The sequence below is a fragment of the Streptococcus mitis genome, assembly GCF_000722705.1.
GTDB lineage: Bacteria > Bacillota > Bacilli > Lactobacillales > Streptococcaceae > Streptococcus > Streptococcus mitis_P.
Genome location: NZ_JPFW01000008.1, coordinates 287,301 through 303,128, shown reverse-complemented (window position 1 = coordinate 303,128; position 15,828 = coordinate 287,301). Strand labels below are relative to the sequence as shown.

The 15,828-nt window shown below is 41.3% G+C and carries 19 protein-coding genes; 16 read left to right on the top strand and 3 right to left on the bottom strand.

Features of this window, described 5'->3' with window-relative positions:
- Position 1: 1 nt before the first annotated feature.
- From SK642_RS06670 to SK642_RS06660, 3 genes are all read left to right on the top strand, one after another.
- Positions 2-694 carry an excalibur calcium-binding domain-containing protein gene (locus tag SK642_RS06670; RefSeq protein ID WP_080708956.1) on the top strand — a complete coding sequence of 231 codons (693 nt, stop codon included), beginning with the start codon at positions 2-4 and terminating at the stop codon, positions 692-694.
- A gap of 111 nt (positions 695-805) precedes the next feature.
- Complete coding sequence (locus tag SK642_RS06665) at positions 806-1,765, top strand: ROK family glucokinase (RefSeq protein ID WP_033684051.1); 960 nt, start codon at positions 806-808, stop codon at positions 1,763-1,765.
- A 97-nt stretch (positions 1,766-1,862) separates the two neighbouring features.
- Positions 1,863-2,702 (top strand): thymidylate synthase, encoded by an 840-nt coding sequence (locus SK642_RS06660; RefSeq protein WP_033684050.1) that lies wholly within the window; start codon positions 1,863-1,865, stop codon positions 2,700-2,702.
- 50 nt (positions 2,703-2,752) lie between these two features.
- On the opposite strand, the gene SK642_RS06655 is transcribed toward SK642_RS06660, so the two are convergent.
- Entirely contained in the window at positions 2,753-2,923 is a 171-nt protein-coding gene (locus tag SK642_RS06655) for a DUF3042 family protein (protein ID WP_001051780.1), read from the bottom strand.
- A 120-nt stretch (positions 2,924-3,043) separates the two neighbouring features.
- Here SK642_RS06655 and miaA point away from each other — a divergent pair, with 120 nt between their 5' ends.
- The 5 genes from miaA to SK642_RS06630 are packed head-to-tail and all read left to right on the top strand — an operon-like array spanning position 3,044 to position 7,495.
- Positions 3,044-3,928, top strand: a complete 885-nt coding sequence (gene miaA, locus SK642_RS06650; protein WP_033684049.1) for a tRNA (adenosine(37)-N6)-dimethylallyltransferase MiaA — start codon at positions 3,044-3,046, stop codon at positions 3,926-3,928.
- A complete protein-coding gene (gene hflX, locus SK642_RS06645; protein ID WP_033684048.1) occupies positions 3,921-5,159 on the top strand; it encodes a GTPase HflX in 1,239 nt (412 codons plus the stop codon). Before miaA ends, hflX begins: the two co-directional genes overlap by 8 nt.
- A complete protein-coding gene (locus tag SK642_RS06640; protein WP_033684047.1) occupies positions 5,152-5,775 on the top strand; it encodes a cystathionine beta-lyase in 624 nt (207 codons plus the stop codon). Before hflX ends, SK642_RS06640 begins: the two co-directional genes overlap by 8 nt.
- A gap of 14 nt (positions 5,776-5,789) precedes the next feature.
- Complete coding sequence (rnz, locus tag SK642_RS06635) at positions 5,790-6,719, top strand: ribonuclease Z (protein ID WP_033684040.1); 930 nt, start codon at positions 5,790-5,792, stop codon at positions 6,717-6,719.
- Positions 6,720-6,739: 20 nt separating this feature from the next.
- Entirely contained in the window at positions 6,740-7,495 is a 756-nt protein-coding gene (locus SK642_RS06630; RefSeq protein WP_033684038.1) for an SDR family NAD(P)-dependent oxidoreductase, read from the top strand.
- Positions 7,496-7,549: 54 nt separating this feature from the next.
- Here SK642_RS06630 and SK642_RS06625 read toward each other — a convergent pair whose 3' ends face one another.
- Positions 7,550-8,458: a LysR family transcriptional regulator gene (locus tag SK642_RS06625; RefSeq protein WP_033684245.1), complete on the bottom strand. Its 909-nt coding sequence runs from the start codon at positions 8,456-8,458 to the stop codon at positions 7,550-7,552.
- Positions 8,459-8,560: 102 nt separating this feature from the next.
- Between SK642_RS06625 and SK642_RS06620 the strand changes: the two genes are divergently transcribed.
- Together SK642_RS06620 and SK642_RS06615 are read left to right on the top strand one after the other, a co-directional pair.
- Positions 8,561-8,791 carry a YqgQ family protein gene (locus SK642_RS06620; RefSeq protein ID WP_001808324.1) on the top strand — a complete coding sequence of 77 codons (231 nt, stop codon included), beginning with the start codon at positions 8,561-8,563 and terminating at the stop codon, positions 8,789-8,791.
- A complete protein-coding gene (locus SK642_RS06615) occupies positions 8,791-9,174 on the top strand; it encodes a rhodanese-like domain-containing protein (protein ID WP_000259257.1) in 384 nt (127 codons plus the stop codon). Before SK642_RS06620 ends, SK642_RS06615 begins: the two co-directional genes overlap by 1 nt.
- Before the next feature lie 33 nt (positions 9,175-9,207).
- Here SK642_RS06615 and SK642_RS06610 read toward each other — a convergent pair whose 3' ends face one another.
- The gene (locus SK642_RS06610; RefSeq protein ID WP_033684036.1) at positions 9,208-9,933 is read right to left on the bottom strand and encodes a 16S rRNA pseudouridine(516) synthase; all 726 of its coding nucleotides are present in this window, start codon (positions 9,931-9,933) and stop codon (positions 9,208-9,210) included.
- A gap of 161 nt (positions 9,934-10,094) precedes the next feature.
- On the opposite strand from SK642_RS06610, the gene typA reads away from it, so the two are divergent.
- From typA to SK642_RS10945, 6 genes are all read left to right on the top strand, one after another.
- Positions 10,095-11,936, top strand: coding sequence for a translational GTPase TypA (gene typA / locus SK642_RS06605; RefSeq protein ID WP_033684034.1), 1,842 nt, complete (start codon positions 10,095-10,097; stop codon positions 11,934-11,936).
- A 19-nt stretch (positions 11,937-11,955) separates the two neighbouring features.
- Positions 11,956-12,210 carry a DUF3165 family protein gene (locus SK642_RS06600; RefSeq protein WP_033684032.1) on the top strand — a complete coding sequence of 85 codons (255 nt, stop codon included), beginning with the start codon at positions 11,956-11,958 and terminating at the stop codon, positions 12,208-12,210.
- Positions 12,211-12,577: 367 nt separating this feature from the next.
- A complete protein-coding gene (locus tag SK642_RS06595; RefSeq protein ID WP_033684028.1) occupies positions 12,578-12,823 on the top strand; it encodes a lactococcin 972 family bacteriocin in 246 nt (81 codons plus the stop codon).
- Positions 12,824-12,893: 70 nt separating this feature from the next.
- The gene (locus SK642_RS06590; protein ID WP_033684026.1) at positions 12,894-14,930 is read left to right on the top strand and encodes a bacteriocin-associated integral membrane family protein; all 2,037 of its coding nucleotides are present in this window, start codon (positions 12,894-12,896) and stop codon (positions 14,928-14,930) included.
- Position 14,931: 1 nt separating this feature from the next.
- On the top strand, positions 14,932-15,573 hold the full coding sequence (locus SK642_RS06585) for an ABC transporter ATP-binding protein (RefSeq protein ID WP_033684024.1): 642 nt from the start codon (positions 14,932-14,934) through the stop codon (positions 15,571-15,573).
- Positions 15,574-15,593: 20 nt separating this feature from the next.
- Positions 15,594-15,803, top strand: a complete 210-nt coding sequence (locus SK642_RS10945; protein ID WP_049524124.1) for a hypothetical protein — start codon at positions 15,594-15,596, stop codon at positions 15,801-15,803.
- Positions 15,804-15,828: the final 25 nt, after the last annotated feature.

The following is a 15,828-nucleotide window of genomic DNA, read 5'->3' as shown; positions in this document are numbered from 1 at the left end:
AATGAACAAACGTCTATTTTTAAAAATGAGTTTGGCTAGCTTGCCAGTTTTAGCCTTGTTTTCACAACCTGTGTTAGCAGAAGAAAATATTCATTTTTCTAGTTGTAAAGAAGCTTGGGCGAATGGATACGCGGATATCCATGAGGGGGATCCTGGTTATTCTGCCAAGTTAGACCGTGATCATGATGGTGTAGCTTGTGAATTGAAAAATGCCCCAAAAGGTGCTTTCAAAGCAAAACAAGAGACTACAACTCAAACTGATACAAGTTCAGCAACAGCAAGTGGCTGGGTTAAGCAGGATGGTGCTTGGTACTACTTTGATGGAAATGGAAATCCAGTGAAAAACGTTTGGCAGGGAAATTATTACCTGAAAGAAGATGGTCAAATGGCCCAGAGCGAATGGATTTATGATGATTCTTACCAAGCTTGGTATTACTTGAAATCAGATGGATCTTATGCAAAGAATGCATGGCAAGGAGCTTACTACCTTAAATCAAACGGTAAAATGGCCCAGAGTGAATGGGTTTATGATGCTACTTACCAAGCTTGGTATTACTTGAAATCAGATGGTTCTTACGCTCGTAATGCGTGGCAAGGAAATTATTATTTGAAATCGGATGGTAAAATGGCTAAGAATGAGCGAGTTGATGGTGGACGTTACTATGTAGATGCTTCAGGTCTCTTGAAACCATAAGTCAGAATAAAATCCAGAAAGTTAATGCAAACCTTTGCATAAATGAGTGGAATTTGTTATACTAGTACTGTAAGCATTTTCAGTTAATTCATAATGAAAAAGGAGAATATGATGAGTCAAAAGATTATTGGGATTGACCTTGGTGGAACTTCTATCAAATTTGCAATCTTAACAACAGCAGGAGAAATCCAAGAAAAATGGTCTATCAAGACCAACATTTTGGATGAGGGAAGTCATATCGTTGATGATATGATTGAGTCTATTCAACACCGTTTGGACTTGCTTGGATTGGCAGCAGCAGACTTCCAAGGTATTGGAATGGGATCACCAGGTGTGGTTGACCGTGAAAAAGGGACTGTTATCGGTGCCTACAACTTGAACTGGAAAACCCTTCAACCAATTAAAGAGAAAATTGAAAAAGCCTTGGGCATTCCATTCTTCATCGATAATGATGCCAACGTGGCAGCTCTTGGTGAACGTTGGATGGGTGCTGGTGATAACCAACCAGATGTTGTCTTTATGACACTTGGTACTGGTGTTGGTGGCGGTATTGTCGCAGAAGGCAAATTGCTTCACGGTGTGGCTGGTGCAGCAGGTGAGCTTGGCCACATCACTGTTGACTTTGACCAGCCAATTGCATGTACTTGCGGTAAGAAAGGTTGCCTTGAGACAGTCGCTTCTGCAACAGGGATTGTCAACTTGACTCGTCGCTATGCCGATGAATACGAAGGCGATGCAGCCTTGAAACGCTTGATTGATAACGGAGAAGAAGTAACTGCTAAGACTGTCTTTGATCTTGCAAAAGAAGGAGACGACCTTGCCTTGATCGTTTACCGTAACTTCTCACGTTACTTGGGAATCGCTTGTGCCAACATCGGTTCAATTCTCAACCCATCAACAATTGTTATCGGTGGTGGTGTATCAGCTGCAGGGGAATTCCTTCTACAAGGTGTTCAAAAAGTCTACGACGAAAATAGCTTCCCACAAGTACGCACATCCACTAAATTAGCTCTTGCAACTCTAGGAAATGACGCTGGAGTTATTGGAGCAGCATCACTTGTATTGCAATAAAATAATAAAAGAGGGAAAATGCTAACCTAAAGTTAGTAATGTTCCTCCTTTCTTTTTTATGCTATACTAGTTAAGACTATAAATGAGGTGAGAGTAAATGACAAAAGCAGATACAATTTTTAAAGAAAATATTAAACGAATCCTCAAAGACGGTGTCTTTTCAGAGCAGGCCCGTCCCAAGTACAAGGATGGGACCGTTGCTAACTCCAAGTACATAACGGGTGCCTTTGCCGAGTATGACTTGGCAAAGGGGGAATTCCCCATCACAACCTTACGTCCCATTGCAATCAAATCCGCTATCAAGGAAGTGCTCTGGATTTACCAAGATCAGTCGAATAGCCTAGAAGTTCTCAATGACAAGTACAATGTTCACTATTGGAATGACTGGGAAGTGGGAGATACGGGAACCATCGGTGAGCGCTATGGTGCTGTTGTTAAGAAACACGATATCATCAATAAGCTTCTCAAGCAGTTGGAAGCCAATCCTTGGAACCGCCGCAATATTATTTCGCTTTGGGATTACCAAGCTTTCGAAGAAACAGATGGACTGCTCCCATGTGCCTTTCAGAGCATGTTTGATGTCCGCCGTGTAGATGGGGAAATCTATCTGGATGCGACCTTGACCCAGCGTTCTAACGATATGCTGGTGGCCCACCACATCAATGCTATGCAGTATGTGGCTTTGCAGATGATGATTGCCAAACATTTTGGCTGGAAGCTTGGGAAGTTCTTCTACTTTATCAACAATCTCCATATCTATGACAATCAATTTGAACAAGCTCAGGAATTGCTTCGTCGTGAGCCGTCAAACTGCCAACCACGCTTGGTTTTGAATGTTCCTGATGGGACTAATTTCTTTGATATCAAAGCAGAAGATTTTGAGTTGGTGGATTATGACCCTGTTAAGCCTCAGTTGAAGTTTGACCTAGCTATTTAAAAGAATAGAAAAAAGAAGTTGAGACAATAAATCTCAACTTCTTTTGTTTCTTAACGTGATACGCGGCGACGAGCTGCTTTTTTACGGTTTTCTTCGATGAAAGCTGCTTTTTGCTCTTCTGGTTCGATCACTTTCTTTTTAAATGCGTATACTGCACCTGCGACTGCAGCGACAGTTCCTGCGACACCTGTTACAAGACCTTTAGCGAATCCTTTAGCCATGAGTCTTCCTCCTTTATCTTCTTAATCAGCCAGCCTCCTCAAGAGGTCACATTTTTCTGACTGACCTTTTTGTGTTATAATAATAGTAACGAAAAAATGGGAATTTTTCAAGGAAAAAAGATGAAAACAAAAATAATTGTGATTGTTGGACCGACTGCTGTTGGGAAAACGGCTCTTGCCATTGAAGTGGCCAAGCACTTTGGTGGGGAAGTTGTGAGTGGCGATAGTCAGCAGGTTTACCGTGGTCTAGATATTGGGACGGCTAAAGCTAGCCCAGAGGAGCAGGCAGCTGTTCCCCATCATTTAATCGATGTTAGAGAGGTAACCGAGTCTTACTCGGCTTTTGATTTTGTTTCAGAAGCTAAGATAGCTATTGAGGATATTCACAGCCGTGGCAAGCTAGCCATTATCGCTGGTGGAACTGGGCTTTATATCCAGAGCTTGTTGGAAGGTTACCATCTAGGTGGGGAGACTCCCCATGAGGAGATTTTAGCTTATCGGGCTAGTTTGGAGCCTTATACAGATGAGGAATTAGCCTATCTTGTGGAGCAAGCAGGCCTTGAAATTCCTCAGTTTAATCGTCGTCGTGCTATGCGTGCCTTGGAAATTGCCCATTTTAGTCAGGATTTGGAAAATCAAGAGACCTTGTATGAACCGCTGATTATCTGCTTGGATGATGAACGTAGTCAGCTTTATGAACGTATCAACCACCGAGTGGATTTGATGTTTGAGGCTGGTCTTTTGGATGAGGCTAAGTGGCTTTATGACCATTACCCTGCTGTGCAGGCTGCCAAAGGCATTGGCTATAAGGAACTCTTTCCTTATTTCCGTGGAGAGCAGACCTTGGAGGAAGCTAGTGAGAGTCTTAAACAGGCGACTCGTCGTTTTGCCAAGCGTCAGTTGACCTGGTTCCGTAATCGCATGCAGGTCACCTTTTATCAGATTGGAGAGTCTGGTGTGCAGGAGCGTATTTTTAGCCAGATTGAGGAGTTTTTAGATGATTGAAACAGAGAAAAAAGAGGAACGCGTCCTGCTCATCGGTGTAGAATTGCAGGGCATGGACAATTTTGATCTCTCTATGGAAGAATTGGCCAGTCTAGCTAAGACAGCTGGGGCAGTCGTTGTAGATAGTTACAGACAAAAACGTGAAAAATATGATTCCAAGACCTTCGTCGGTTCTGGTAAGTTAGAAGAAATTGCGCTCATGGTGGATGCAGAAGAAATTACCACTGTCATCGTCAACAACCGTTTAACTCCACGGCAAAATGTCAATCTAGAAGAAGTTCTGGGTGTTAAGGTCATTGACCGTATGCAGTTGATTCTAGATATCTTTGCCATGCGAGCTCGAAGCCATGAAGGCAAACTCCAAGTCCACCTAGCCCAGCTCAAGTATCTCTTGCCTCGCTTGGTTGGTCAGGGGATTATGCTCAGCCGTCAGGCAGGGGGAATTGGTTCCCGTGGGCCTGGTGAAAGCCAGCTGGAGCTGAACCGTCGTAGCGTTCGCAATCAAATCACGGATATAGAGCGTCAGCTCAAGGTGGTTGAGAAAAATCGGGCGACTGTCAGAGAAAAACGTCTGGAGTCTAGCACCTTTAAGATTGGTTTGATTGGTTATACCAATGCTGGGAAATCAACTATCATGAACACCTTGACCAGTAAGACCCAGTATGAGGCTGACGAGCTCTTTGCGACTCTGGATGCAACAACTAAGAGTATCCATTTGGGAGGAAATCTACAGGTGACTTTAACGGATACTGTTGGCTTTATCCAAGATTTACCAACAGAGTTGGTGTCTAGTTTCAAGTCAACCTTGGAAGAAAGCAAGCATGTGGACCTTCTGGTTCATGTTATTGATGCCAGCAATCCTTACCACGAGGAGCATGAAAAAACAGTCCTGTCCATCATGAAAGACTTGGATATGGAAGATATTCCTCGCCTGACTCTTTATAATAAGGCGGATTTGGTGGAGGATTTCACGCCTACCCAAACGCCTTATGCCCTCATTTCTGCCAAGTCTGAGGATAGTCGTGAGAACTTGCAGGCTTTATTTTTAGAGAAAATCAAGGAGATTTTTGAGAGATTTACCCTGCGCGTGCCTTTTTCAAAGTCTTACAAGATTCATGATTTAGAAAGTGTTGCGATTCTGGAAGAACGCGACTATCAGGATGACGGGGAAGTCATTACAGGCTACATTTCCGAGAAAAATAAATGGAGGTTAGAAGAATTTTATGACTGATATTAAAACTTTGGCTCTAAAGTATGGAGGTTATACAAGTCTGGATAAGGTCTATCTGGATCAACTTCTAGCTGGTAAAACAGAGCAGGAGCAGTTGGCACTCATCACGCCTCCGCCAAGTGTGGTCAATGCTTACTTTGCAGAACTCTACCAGAAAAAAAGTCCTGAGGCTGCGACGGATTATTTTGGAGAAGTCAGTCAGGAACTAAATCTCTACAATGCTGAGCCAAGTTTCACTCTAGAAAGTAAGCCCTTTATTCGCCTTAATCTGTCTGGTAAATCCTTTGGTTTTTGCTATGAGAGTGAGGGTCTGGGGCGGATTTTTTCTGAAAATAAGGAAGTAATCTCAGATGACTTGCTCTTTGAGATTGCGCAAATTTTCCCCCATCAGCTAGTCTTTGATGAATCTGGAAAGATTTACTTGAAGTCTGTCGGGGAAGAGGAAGTTGTTAGCATGGAGAGTCTCACAGCTTTGACGGATTTGGAAAGCTTGGCTGATGGTCGCAAACGTCTCAAAGGCTACAGCCAAGAGGATTTACTGCAAGAAGCTGCTGCTTTTTCTGGCAAGCGCTATTTCCGATCGGAAAATCGCACAGCTATGTTATATATTGATTAATTAGAAAGTATCGAATGGATATTCAATTTTTAGGAACAGGGGCTGGTCAGCCCTCTAAAGCCCGCAACGTTTCAAGTCTCGCCCTGAAACTCTTGGACGAGATTAACGAAGTTTGGCTCTTTGACTGTGGAGAAGGAACGCAAAATCGCATTCTGGAAACCACAATTCGACCACGGAAGGTCAGTAAAATCTTTATCACTCACCTGCATGGAGACCACATATTTGGCCTACCAGGATTCCTTTCTAGCCGTGCCTTTCAAGCCAATGAAGAGCAGACAGATTTGGAAATCTATGGACCGCAAGGAATCAAGTCCTTTGTCTTAACCAGTCTTCGTGTGTCAGGTTCTCGTCTGCCCTACCGCATTCATTTCCATGAGTTTGACCAAGATTCTCTAGGGAAAATCCTTGAGACCGATAAATTTACAGTCTATGCAGAAGAATTGGATCACACTATTTTCTGTGTTGGCTATCGTGTTATCCAAAAGGATTTAGAAGGAACTTTGGATGCTGAAAAACTCAAGGCAGCTGGTGTCCCATTTGGTCCGCTTTTTGGAAAAATCAAAAACGGTCAGGATGTTGTTCTCGAAGATGGGACTAAAATCAAGGCTGCTGACTATATCTCAGCGCCCCGTTCGGGTAAAATTATCACTATTCTTGGTGACACCCGCAAAACCAGTGCTAGTGTGCGTCTAGCTGTCAATGCTGATGTCCTAGTTCACGAGTCGACTTATGGTAAGGGCGATGAAAAAATTGCTCGCAATCACGGCCACTCAACCAACATGCAGGCAGCAGAGGTCGCAGTAGAAGCAGGTGCCAAACGCCTCCTGCTCAACCATATCAGTGCCCGTTTCCTCTCAAAAGATATCAGTAAGCTCAAGAATGATGCTGCCACAATTTTTGAAAATGTGCATGTAGTCAAAGACTTGGAAGAAGTGGAAATCTAAAAGACTGAGAAAGGATAAGTATGCCTACTATTCTGATTACAGGAGCTAGCGGTGGTCTAGCCCAAGAAATGGTCAAACTTTTACCAGAAGACCAACTCATCTTGCTTGGTAGAAATAAGGAAAAATTAGCCCAACTCTACGGAAATCATCCCCATGCAGAATTGATTGAAATAGACATTACCGATGATTCAGCCTTAGAAACTCTGGTAGCAGACCTCTATCTCCGTTATGGCAAGATTGATATCTTGATTAACAACGCTGGTTACGGGATTTTTGAGGAATTTGACCAGATTTCTGACCAAGATATTCATCAGATGTTCGAGGTCAATACCTTTGCTTTGATGAACTTGTCTCGTCGCCTTGCTACTCGTATGAAGGAAAGCCGAAAAGGTCATATCATCAATATCGTTAGTATGGCAGGTCTAATAGCTACTGGGAAGTCCAGCCTCTACTCAGCGACCAAGTTTGCGGCCATTGGTTTTTCAAATGCTCTGCGTCTCGAACTCATGACTTACGGTGTTTATGTAACAACGGTCAATCCAGGACCAATCCGCACAGGATTTTTTGACCAAGCCGACCCAGATGGAACCTATCTCAAGTCGGTTGACCGCTTCCTGCTAGAACCAGATGCAGTGGCTAAAAAGATTGTTAAGTGTATAGGAAAAAACAAACGAGAACTCAATCTTCCAGTCTTGTTGAACCTAGCCCATCAGTTTTATACCCTCTTTCCCAAGCTAGCTGATAAGTTGGCAGGGGAGACTTTTAATTATAAGTAAAAAAGAACCAATGCGTAGGTTGTTGCTGGCCTGCATATTGGTTCTTATTATTTCTCAACTATCAAACTGGACTTCTTCTAGAAGATAGTCGATAAAGCGTTCGCCCATCTTAGAGAGGCTGGTTTTTTCATGCTGGATATAGATCAGCTCAATCGGGTCGTCAATGTCCAATGGGATGGAAACGATGTTGTCTCCGTTAAGATTACTGTTCAAAATCCCTGTCGCAATGGTGTAACCATCCAAACCAATCAAGAGATTAAAGAGGGTGGCACGGTCACTAACCACGATGGATTTCTTGTGATGCTCTTGGGAAAGGATTTCCTCTGAAAAGTAGAAGGAGTTGTGAGTCCCTTGGTCATAGCTGAGGTAAGGGAAGTTTTCCAAATCAGACAGTTTGACCTTGTCTTTCTTTGCCAGAGGATTGGTCTTGCTGACAAAGATATGAGGCTGGGCTGTGAAGAGATGGTGAGCCAGCAGGTGGTTGTCATCCAGCATTTTTGTTAAAACATCACGGTTGTAGCTGTTCAAAAATAGGACACCGACCTCACTACGGAAGTTCTTGACGTCGTCGATAATCTCCCAAGTCCGCGTTTCACGAAGGAAGAGCTCGTATTTTTCCATATCACTTTTCTTAAGTAGCGATACAAAGGCGTTGACCACAAAGGCATAGTGCTGAGATGAAACGCTAAAGAGTTCACGGTGGGCGACAGGATTTTTATAGCGTTCTTCTAGAAGCTGAGTTTGCTCGACAACCTGACGGGCATAAGAGAGGAACTCCATGCCATCACGGGTCAAGGTAATACCCTTAGGATTACGGATAAAGATCTCAATTCCCATCTCATTTTCCAAATCTCTCACTGCATTGGAAAGACTTGGCTGAGTGATAAAGAGTTGCTTGGCTGCCTCATTCATGGAGCCAGTTTCGACGATTTTGATAATATAGTGTAATTGTTGAATTCTCATGTTTTTATTGTACCACACTTGCGTCAGAATCGCCAAAGAAGATAGGAAAATCAGGAGCATTGTGTAGGTCTCTTCTTGAAAAAAACTCAAAATTTTGCTAGAATGAGTCTTATGAAAACATTCTATGATGTGCAGCAATTCCTCAAACGATTTGGTATTATTGTTTACATGGGAAAACGCCTATATGATATTGAATTGATGAAGCTGGAACTCTCGCGTATTTACGATGCAGGGTTGATGGATAAACTAGACTATCTAGAAGCAGAAGCGGTTCTTCGCAGAGAGCACAAGGTAGAATTGGATTATATTGAAAAAAATGGAGAAAAGAACTAATGGTTACTTGGATTTTGTGGGCACTTATACTGGCAATGTTGGCGTGGATGGGCTTTAACTATCTGCGTATTCGCCGTGCGGCTAAAATTGTAGACAATGAGGAGTTTGAAGCCTTGATTCGTACGGGTCAATTGATTGATTTGCGCGACCCAGCTGAATTCCATAGAAAACATATCCTTGGTGCACGCAATATTCCTTCAAGTCAGTTGAAGACTAGTCTTGCAGCCCTTCGTAAAGATAAACCTGTCCTTCTTTACGAAAACCAACGTGCGCAACGTGTGACAAATGCAGCCCTTTATTTGAAAAAACAAGGTTTTTCTGAGATTTATATCCTTTCTTATGGTTTGGATTCTTGGAAAGGGAAAGTCAAAGTTGAGAAATAAGAAAACGAGCTTGGATATTTCCGAGCTCATTTTTTAACCACTTTTTCTGAGAAATTCACGAATGTTTGCTAATTCTTCTGAGTTTAGGGGTCGATAGTCCCCTTCTTTTAGATGATCATCCAAACTCCAAGGCCCAAAATGAGTACGTTTGAGAGAGGTGACTTTGACGCCAACTGACAGGAACATTTTCTTGACCTGATGAAATTTGCCTTCTGAAATAGTGATAGAGGCTTGGCTGAGAGAAGGGCTTGCAGATAGAATCTCTAGCCTTGCAGGTTTACAGATAGTACCATCTAAAAAGACAATTCCCTTTTGAAAGGCTTGAATATGGTCAGGTGTCAGGAGGCCATTAACCTCAACTTGGTAGGTCTTATCGACATGATATTGGGGATGGAGGAGCTGAAAGCCCAAAGGACCGTTATCAGTCAAGAGGAGGAGTCCCGTCGTATCTCGGTCCAGTCGGCCGACGGCATAGAGCTTGTCAGACTGGATGTCAGGTGACAGAAGGTCCATGACGGTTTGGAGTTCCTTGTCTTTGTTGGCTGTCACGACAACAGCAGGTTTATGAAGCATGAGATAGGTGTGCTCATAACCTCGAATGATTCGGTCCTGAAAAAGGAGTTCTTGTAGCCCTGTATCGATATTCTGAGCTAGGGAGCGGGCTGGGCAACCATCGACTAGGATTTCCCCTTTGAGAAGCGCTTGCTTCATGGTCTTTCGGCTGATTTTTTCTTGGGCTAATAAATTATCTAAACGCATACTGTGCCTATCTTATCATAAGTCGCTTGCTTTGAAAAGGCTTGACGCGAAAAGAAAAGCAGAGTGAAAACATTTACACTTGCTTGAGTTATGTTATTTACTTGAAAATATGGTATAATCGTTCAGTTAGAAAATAAATTTTGAATACTATAGAGGAAATCATGACAAAATTAAGAGAAGATATCCGTAACATTGCGATTATCGCCCACGTTGACCACGGTAAAACAACCCTCGTTGACGAATTATTGAAACAATCAGAGACTCTTGATGCACGTACTGAATTGGCAGAGCGTGCTATGGACTCAAACGATATCGAAAAAGAGCGTGGAATTACCATCCTTGCTAAAAATACAGCTGTTGCCTACAACGGAACTCGTATCAACATCATGGATACACCAGGACACGCGGACTTCGGTGGAGAAGTTGAGCGTATCATGAAAATGGTTGACGGTGTTGTCTTGGTCGTAGATGCCTACGAAGGAACAATGCCACAGACTCGTTTCGTATTGAAAAAAGCCTTGGAACAAGACTTGGTTCCAATCGTGGTTGTTAACAAAATCGACAAACCATCAGCTCGTCCAGCGGAAGTAGTGGACGAAGTCTTAGAACTTTTCATCGAGCTTGGTGCAGATGATGACCAGCTTGACTTCCCAGTGGTGTATGCTTCAGCTATCAATGGAACTTCTTCATTGTCAGACGATCCAGCTGATCAAGAAACTACGATGGCACCAATCTTTGATACCATTATCGACCATATCCCAGCTCCAGTAGATAACTCAGATGAGCCTTTGCAATTCCAAGTGTCACTTTTGGACTACAATGACTTCGTTGGACGTATCGGTATCGGTCGTGTCTTCCGTGGTACTGTTAAGGTTGGGGACCAAGTTACCCTTTCTAAACTTGACGGTACAACTAAAAACTTCCGTGTTACAAAACTCTTCGGTTTCTTTGGTTTGGAGCGTCGTGAAATCCAGGAAGCTAAAGCGGGTGACTTGATTGCTGTTTCTGGTATGGAAGATATCTTTGTCGGGGAAACCATTACTCCGACAGACGCAATCGAAGCTCTTCCAATCCTACACATCGATGAGCCAACTCTTCAAATGACTTTCTTGGTCAACAACTCACCATTTGCTGGTAAAGAAGGTAAATGGGTAACTTCTCGTAAGGTTGAAGAGCGCCTTCAAGCAGAATTGCAAACAGACGTTTCCCTTCGTGTTGACCCAACTGATTCACCAGATAAATGGACTGTCTCAGGACGTGGAGAATTGCACTTGTCAATCCTTATCGAAACAATGCGTCGTGAGGGCTATGAACTTCAAGTATCTCGTCCAGAAGTTATCGTAAAAGAAATTGATGGTGTTAAATGTGAGCCGTTTGAACGTGTACAAATCGACACTCCAGAAGAATACCAAGGGTCTGTTATCCAAAGCCTTTCTGAACGTAAGGGTGAAATGTTGGATATGATTTCAACTGGTAATGGTCAAACTCGTTTGGTCTTCCTTGTTCCAGCGCGTGGTTTGATCGGATACTCAACTGAGTTCTTGTCAATGACTCGTGGTTACGGTATCATGAACCATACCTTCGATCAATACTTGCCATTGATTCCAGGTGAAATTGGTGGACGTCACCGTGGTGCCCTTGTTTCTATTGATGCTGGTAAGGCTACAACTTACTCAATCATGTCTATCGAAGAACGTGGAACAATCTTTGTCAACCCAGGTACTGAGGTTTACGAAGGAATGATTATCGGTGAAAACTCTCGTGAAAACGACTTGACAGTTAACATCACTAAGGCTAAACAAATGACCAACGTTCGTTCAGCTACTAAGGACCAAACAGCTGTTATCAAGACACCTCGTATCTTGACACTTGAAGAGTCTCTTGAGTTCTTGAACGACGATGAGTACATGGAAGTAACGCCTGAGTCTATCCGTTTGCGTAAACAAATCCTTAACAAGGCAGAGCGTGAGAAAGCTAACAAGAAGAAAAAATCAGCTGAATAAGAGCTAGAAAGAGATAAAGATGGTTTATTTAATCATAGGAATCCTCTTATTACTACTCTATGTATTTGCGACACCAGAAAGCATTAAAGGGACAGTTAATATCGTCCTTGTCGTCTTTGCTTTCGTAGCACTCTTGATTTTGCTCATGTTGTCTGTCCTGCAAATCTTTCAGCTACCGACAGAATTCTTCATCGCAGTCGCTATGCTGACCTTAGCATACTTTAGCTTGCGAGATATTACCCTCATGTCGGTCCATAAAAGTAAAAGAAGATAAAAGAGAGTTTTGGCTCTCTTTTTTGCTAGGAATTTTACAATAGTTTGAATTGCCTTTTAGTTAACATCATCTCTTTTGCTTGGATAATATGAATGGGAAAAGCTGGAATAAAATTTTTTAATGACATCTATTTTTTATTATTACAATAGTTCATTTGAAAAAAATTTTTTAATTTACTTAAAATTAATTGACATATAATAATTAAAATGTTATCATTATTTTATAAAGAAAACGGTTTCAAAAAAGAGAGAGGAGGATTTATTTTGTCGTGTTGTCACTCAGGGTGTGCTTTTTTTGAAAGGAAAAATAAAATGAAAACGAAAAACATAGATTACTTGCTCTAGCTCTTATTTCAAGCTTTACATTATTGGGAGCTGCATCAGCCGCTGTACAATATCCAGATGGAGGAGTATGGACATATGGAGAAGGCTCAGGAGGTGGTTGGGCTTTTTCAAATTACTATCATGGTAAAAAATATCATTATTCTTCTCTTGTAAGTAGATGGGATAGTCATTCAAATAAAGGAGAAGCAGTTGCAGGAGAAACTTCAGAGGCTTGGATTTGGACTAAATTTGGGGAACAAGTATCATTTTACTATGATTATGACGACTAATATTTAGTTTTCTTAGATAATTCCCTTTGTAAGAAATTGCAAGGGGAATTTTGTTTATAAGGAGTCTACTATGAAGAAACTATTCATATTATTATCAACTTTTTTTCTCAGCTTCTTCCTTGCTTGGATTATTGTCTTACGTGCGCCACAATATTTATTTGCAAGCTATGATTCCGTTTCCTTACTTCGTGTCAAAAAGGATACTCAGGAACCGACGCGTGAGGTATTTGAACAGGAATTGGAGAATTTTGCAAACTCAGAACAGAGTTTAATAGCTAGAAGAATCGTAGAGCCGAGTAAGGATGGGACGACTCACTTTGCTTATGCAACTTATGGTCAGGGAACTTTACCAAAAGAATTCCAAGAAGCTAGTCAAGAAAGTCGTGAACGTAGTGATCCGCTAAATAGTTATCTCCTTTTATCAGGCTCCTTGACGAAAGAAAAGCTTGCCGATAAATTAGGAGATTTGGGTTATAAAGCAATTCCTGACCGAAAGATACCGCCCTATTTTCTTGCTTTTCAAATATTACTAAATCCCCTTATTTTAATTAGTTTAGCAATATTTGGCTTATCTTTCTTTGCTTTAGTGATTATCACTAGGATTAAGGAAATGAGAGCAGCAGGTATAAAACTCTTTTCTGGTCAGACTCTCTTATCCATCATGGGGCATTCTTTATCTACTGATATCAAATGGCTCCTTCTATCAGCCCTCCTTTCCTTCCTAGGTGGGGGAGTCGTTCTTTTTAGTCAAGGTTTGTTTTATCCTATCTTGTTAGCCACCTATGGTTTTGGGATTAGTTTTTATCTTTTGTTTTTATTGGGGATTTCAATTTTACTAATGCTCCTTTATCTAATGAGTTTGAGTTACAAAGCATTAGTTCCCGTTATTAAGGGAAGATTACCCCTTAAACGCTTGATGGCTTTAACCCTATTGTGTCAGTTAGTAGCTGTTTTTACAGTAGGCTACGCTGTTAAGACAGGTTTGACGTCTTACCAACGATTGAAAGAACTTGAAATTTCAAAACAAGCATGGCAGGATAGAGCAGACTATTATCAAATTTCTTTTGGCTTAGGTGATAGAGTAAAAGATACAGAAAATCAGAATAAGTGGTATGCCTTTGCCAAGGAAGCAATCGAAGAAGAACAGGCTTTATTTGTAAAAGATAATCTCATTCATTTTGCCAATCCTCAAGGAAAAAATGAACAAAGAAAAAATGAACAGGGAGAGACACTGGATACCTATAGTCCAGATGCTAATACGCTCTATGTTAGTCCCAGTTATTTGGACAAGGAAAAGGTCGTGGTAGATGCTGAGACCAAACAGAAGTTAGCCCATCTCCAAAAAGGTGAGTTTATCCTCTTGCTCCCAGAACATTTGCGCTCTCGAGAAGCAGAACTTAAGAAAGTTTTTGAAGAAAAATTGAGTGATTATGGAAAATCTGGTGAGGAGGCAAGTGCTCCTTTAGAGTATGAAATGAGAGCGATTGTTAGTTATCTTCCAACTGGAGAAAAGCGGTTTGTTTATAATAACGGTGAGAATCCCGTATCCACTCAGTATTTGACTGATCCGATTTTAGTTGTATTTACTCCAACATCTATAGGTGATAGTATCATTTCTAAATATATGTGGTCTATCAATGCTGGTAAGAATATCTTTGTCAAAGGATATGAAGATGGGATTAAACTCTTGAAGAAAGCTGGAATTTATGAGCAAGTATCCTATCTTAAAGAAGGAAGAAGTGTTTATCTAACTCGTTATAATGAAGTGCAAACTGAAACAGCAACTTTAATCATAGGAGCTATTGTTGGAATAGCTAGTTCCTTGTTACTCTTTTATTCTGTCAATCTTCTATATTTCGAGCAATTCCGCCGAGATATCTTGATTAAACGAATTTCAGGTTTACGATTTTTTGAAACACATGCTCAGTATATGGTTAGCCAATTTGCCAGTTTTGTATTTGGTGCTAGTCTCTTTATTTTAAGCAGTCGAGACTTGGTGATTGGCTTGCTCACTTTATTAGTCTTTCTAGCTAGTGCAATTTTGACGCTTTACCGTCAAGCGCAGAAAGAATCTCGTGTTTCTATGACAATTATGAAAGGAAAATAGGATGATTGAACTAAAGAATATATCTAAAAAATTTGGAAGCCGTCAGCTATTTTCAGATACAAATCTTCATTTTGAAGGTGGGAAAATTTATGCCTTAATCGGTACAAGTGGCTGTGGTAAGACAACACTCTTGAATATGATTGGACGATTAGAGCCATATGACAAAGGGCAAATCATCTATGATAGCACCTCTCTTAAAGACATTAAGCCTTCTGTTTTCTTTAGAGATTACTTAGGATACCTATTTCAAGATTTTGGCTTAATTGAAAGCCAAACCGTCAAAGAGAATCTCAATCTGGGTTTAGTTGGTAAAAAGTTGAAAGAAAAAGAGAAAATCTCTTTGATGAAACAAGCTCTAAACCGTGTCAACCTCTCTTATTTAGATTTAAAGCAACCTATCTTTGAATTATCAGGAGGAGAAGCACAACGTGTTGCACTAGCGAAGATAATCTTAAAGGATCCACCTTTGATTCTCGCAGATGAACCAACCGCTTCACTAGACCCCAAAAACTCTGAGGAATTACTTTCCATCCTAGAATCTTTAAAAAATCCGAATCGGACCATTATTATTGCGACCCACAATCCTCTGATTTGGGAGCAAGTGGACCAAGTCATTCGAGTTACCGATTTATCACATAGATGATATGGAAAGATTCATACTCAATGAAAATCAAAAAGCAAACTAGGAAGCTAGCCGCAGGCTGCTCAAAGCACTGCTTTGAGGTTGTAGATGAAACTGACGAAGTCAGTAACCATATATACGGCAAGGCGAAGCTGACGTGGTTTGAAGAGATTTTCGAAGAGTATCAGTTAGAAGAAAGAGTCACAAACACACTTTGTGGCTTTTTTATTTCCATAAAAATGGTAAAATAGTAAGAGTAGAAATGGAGTTCGAGAC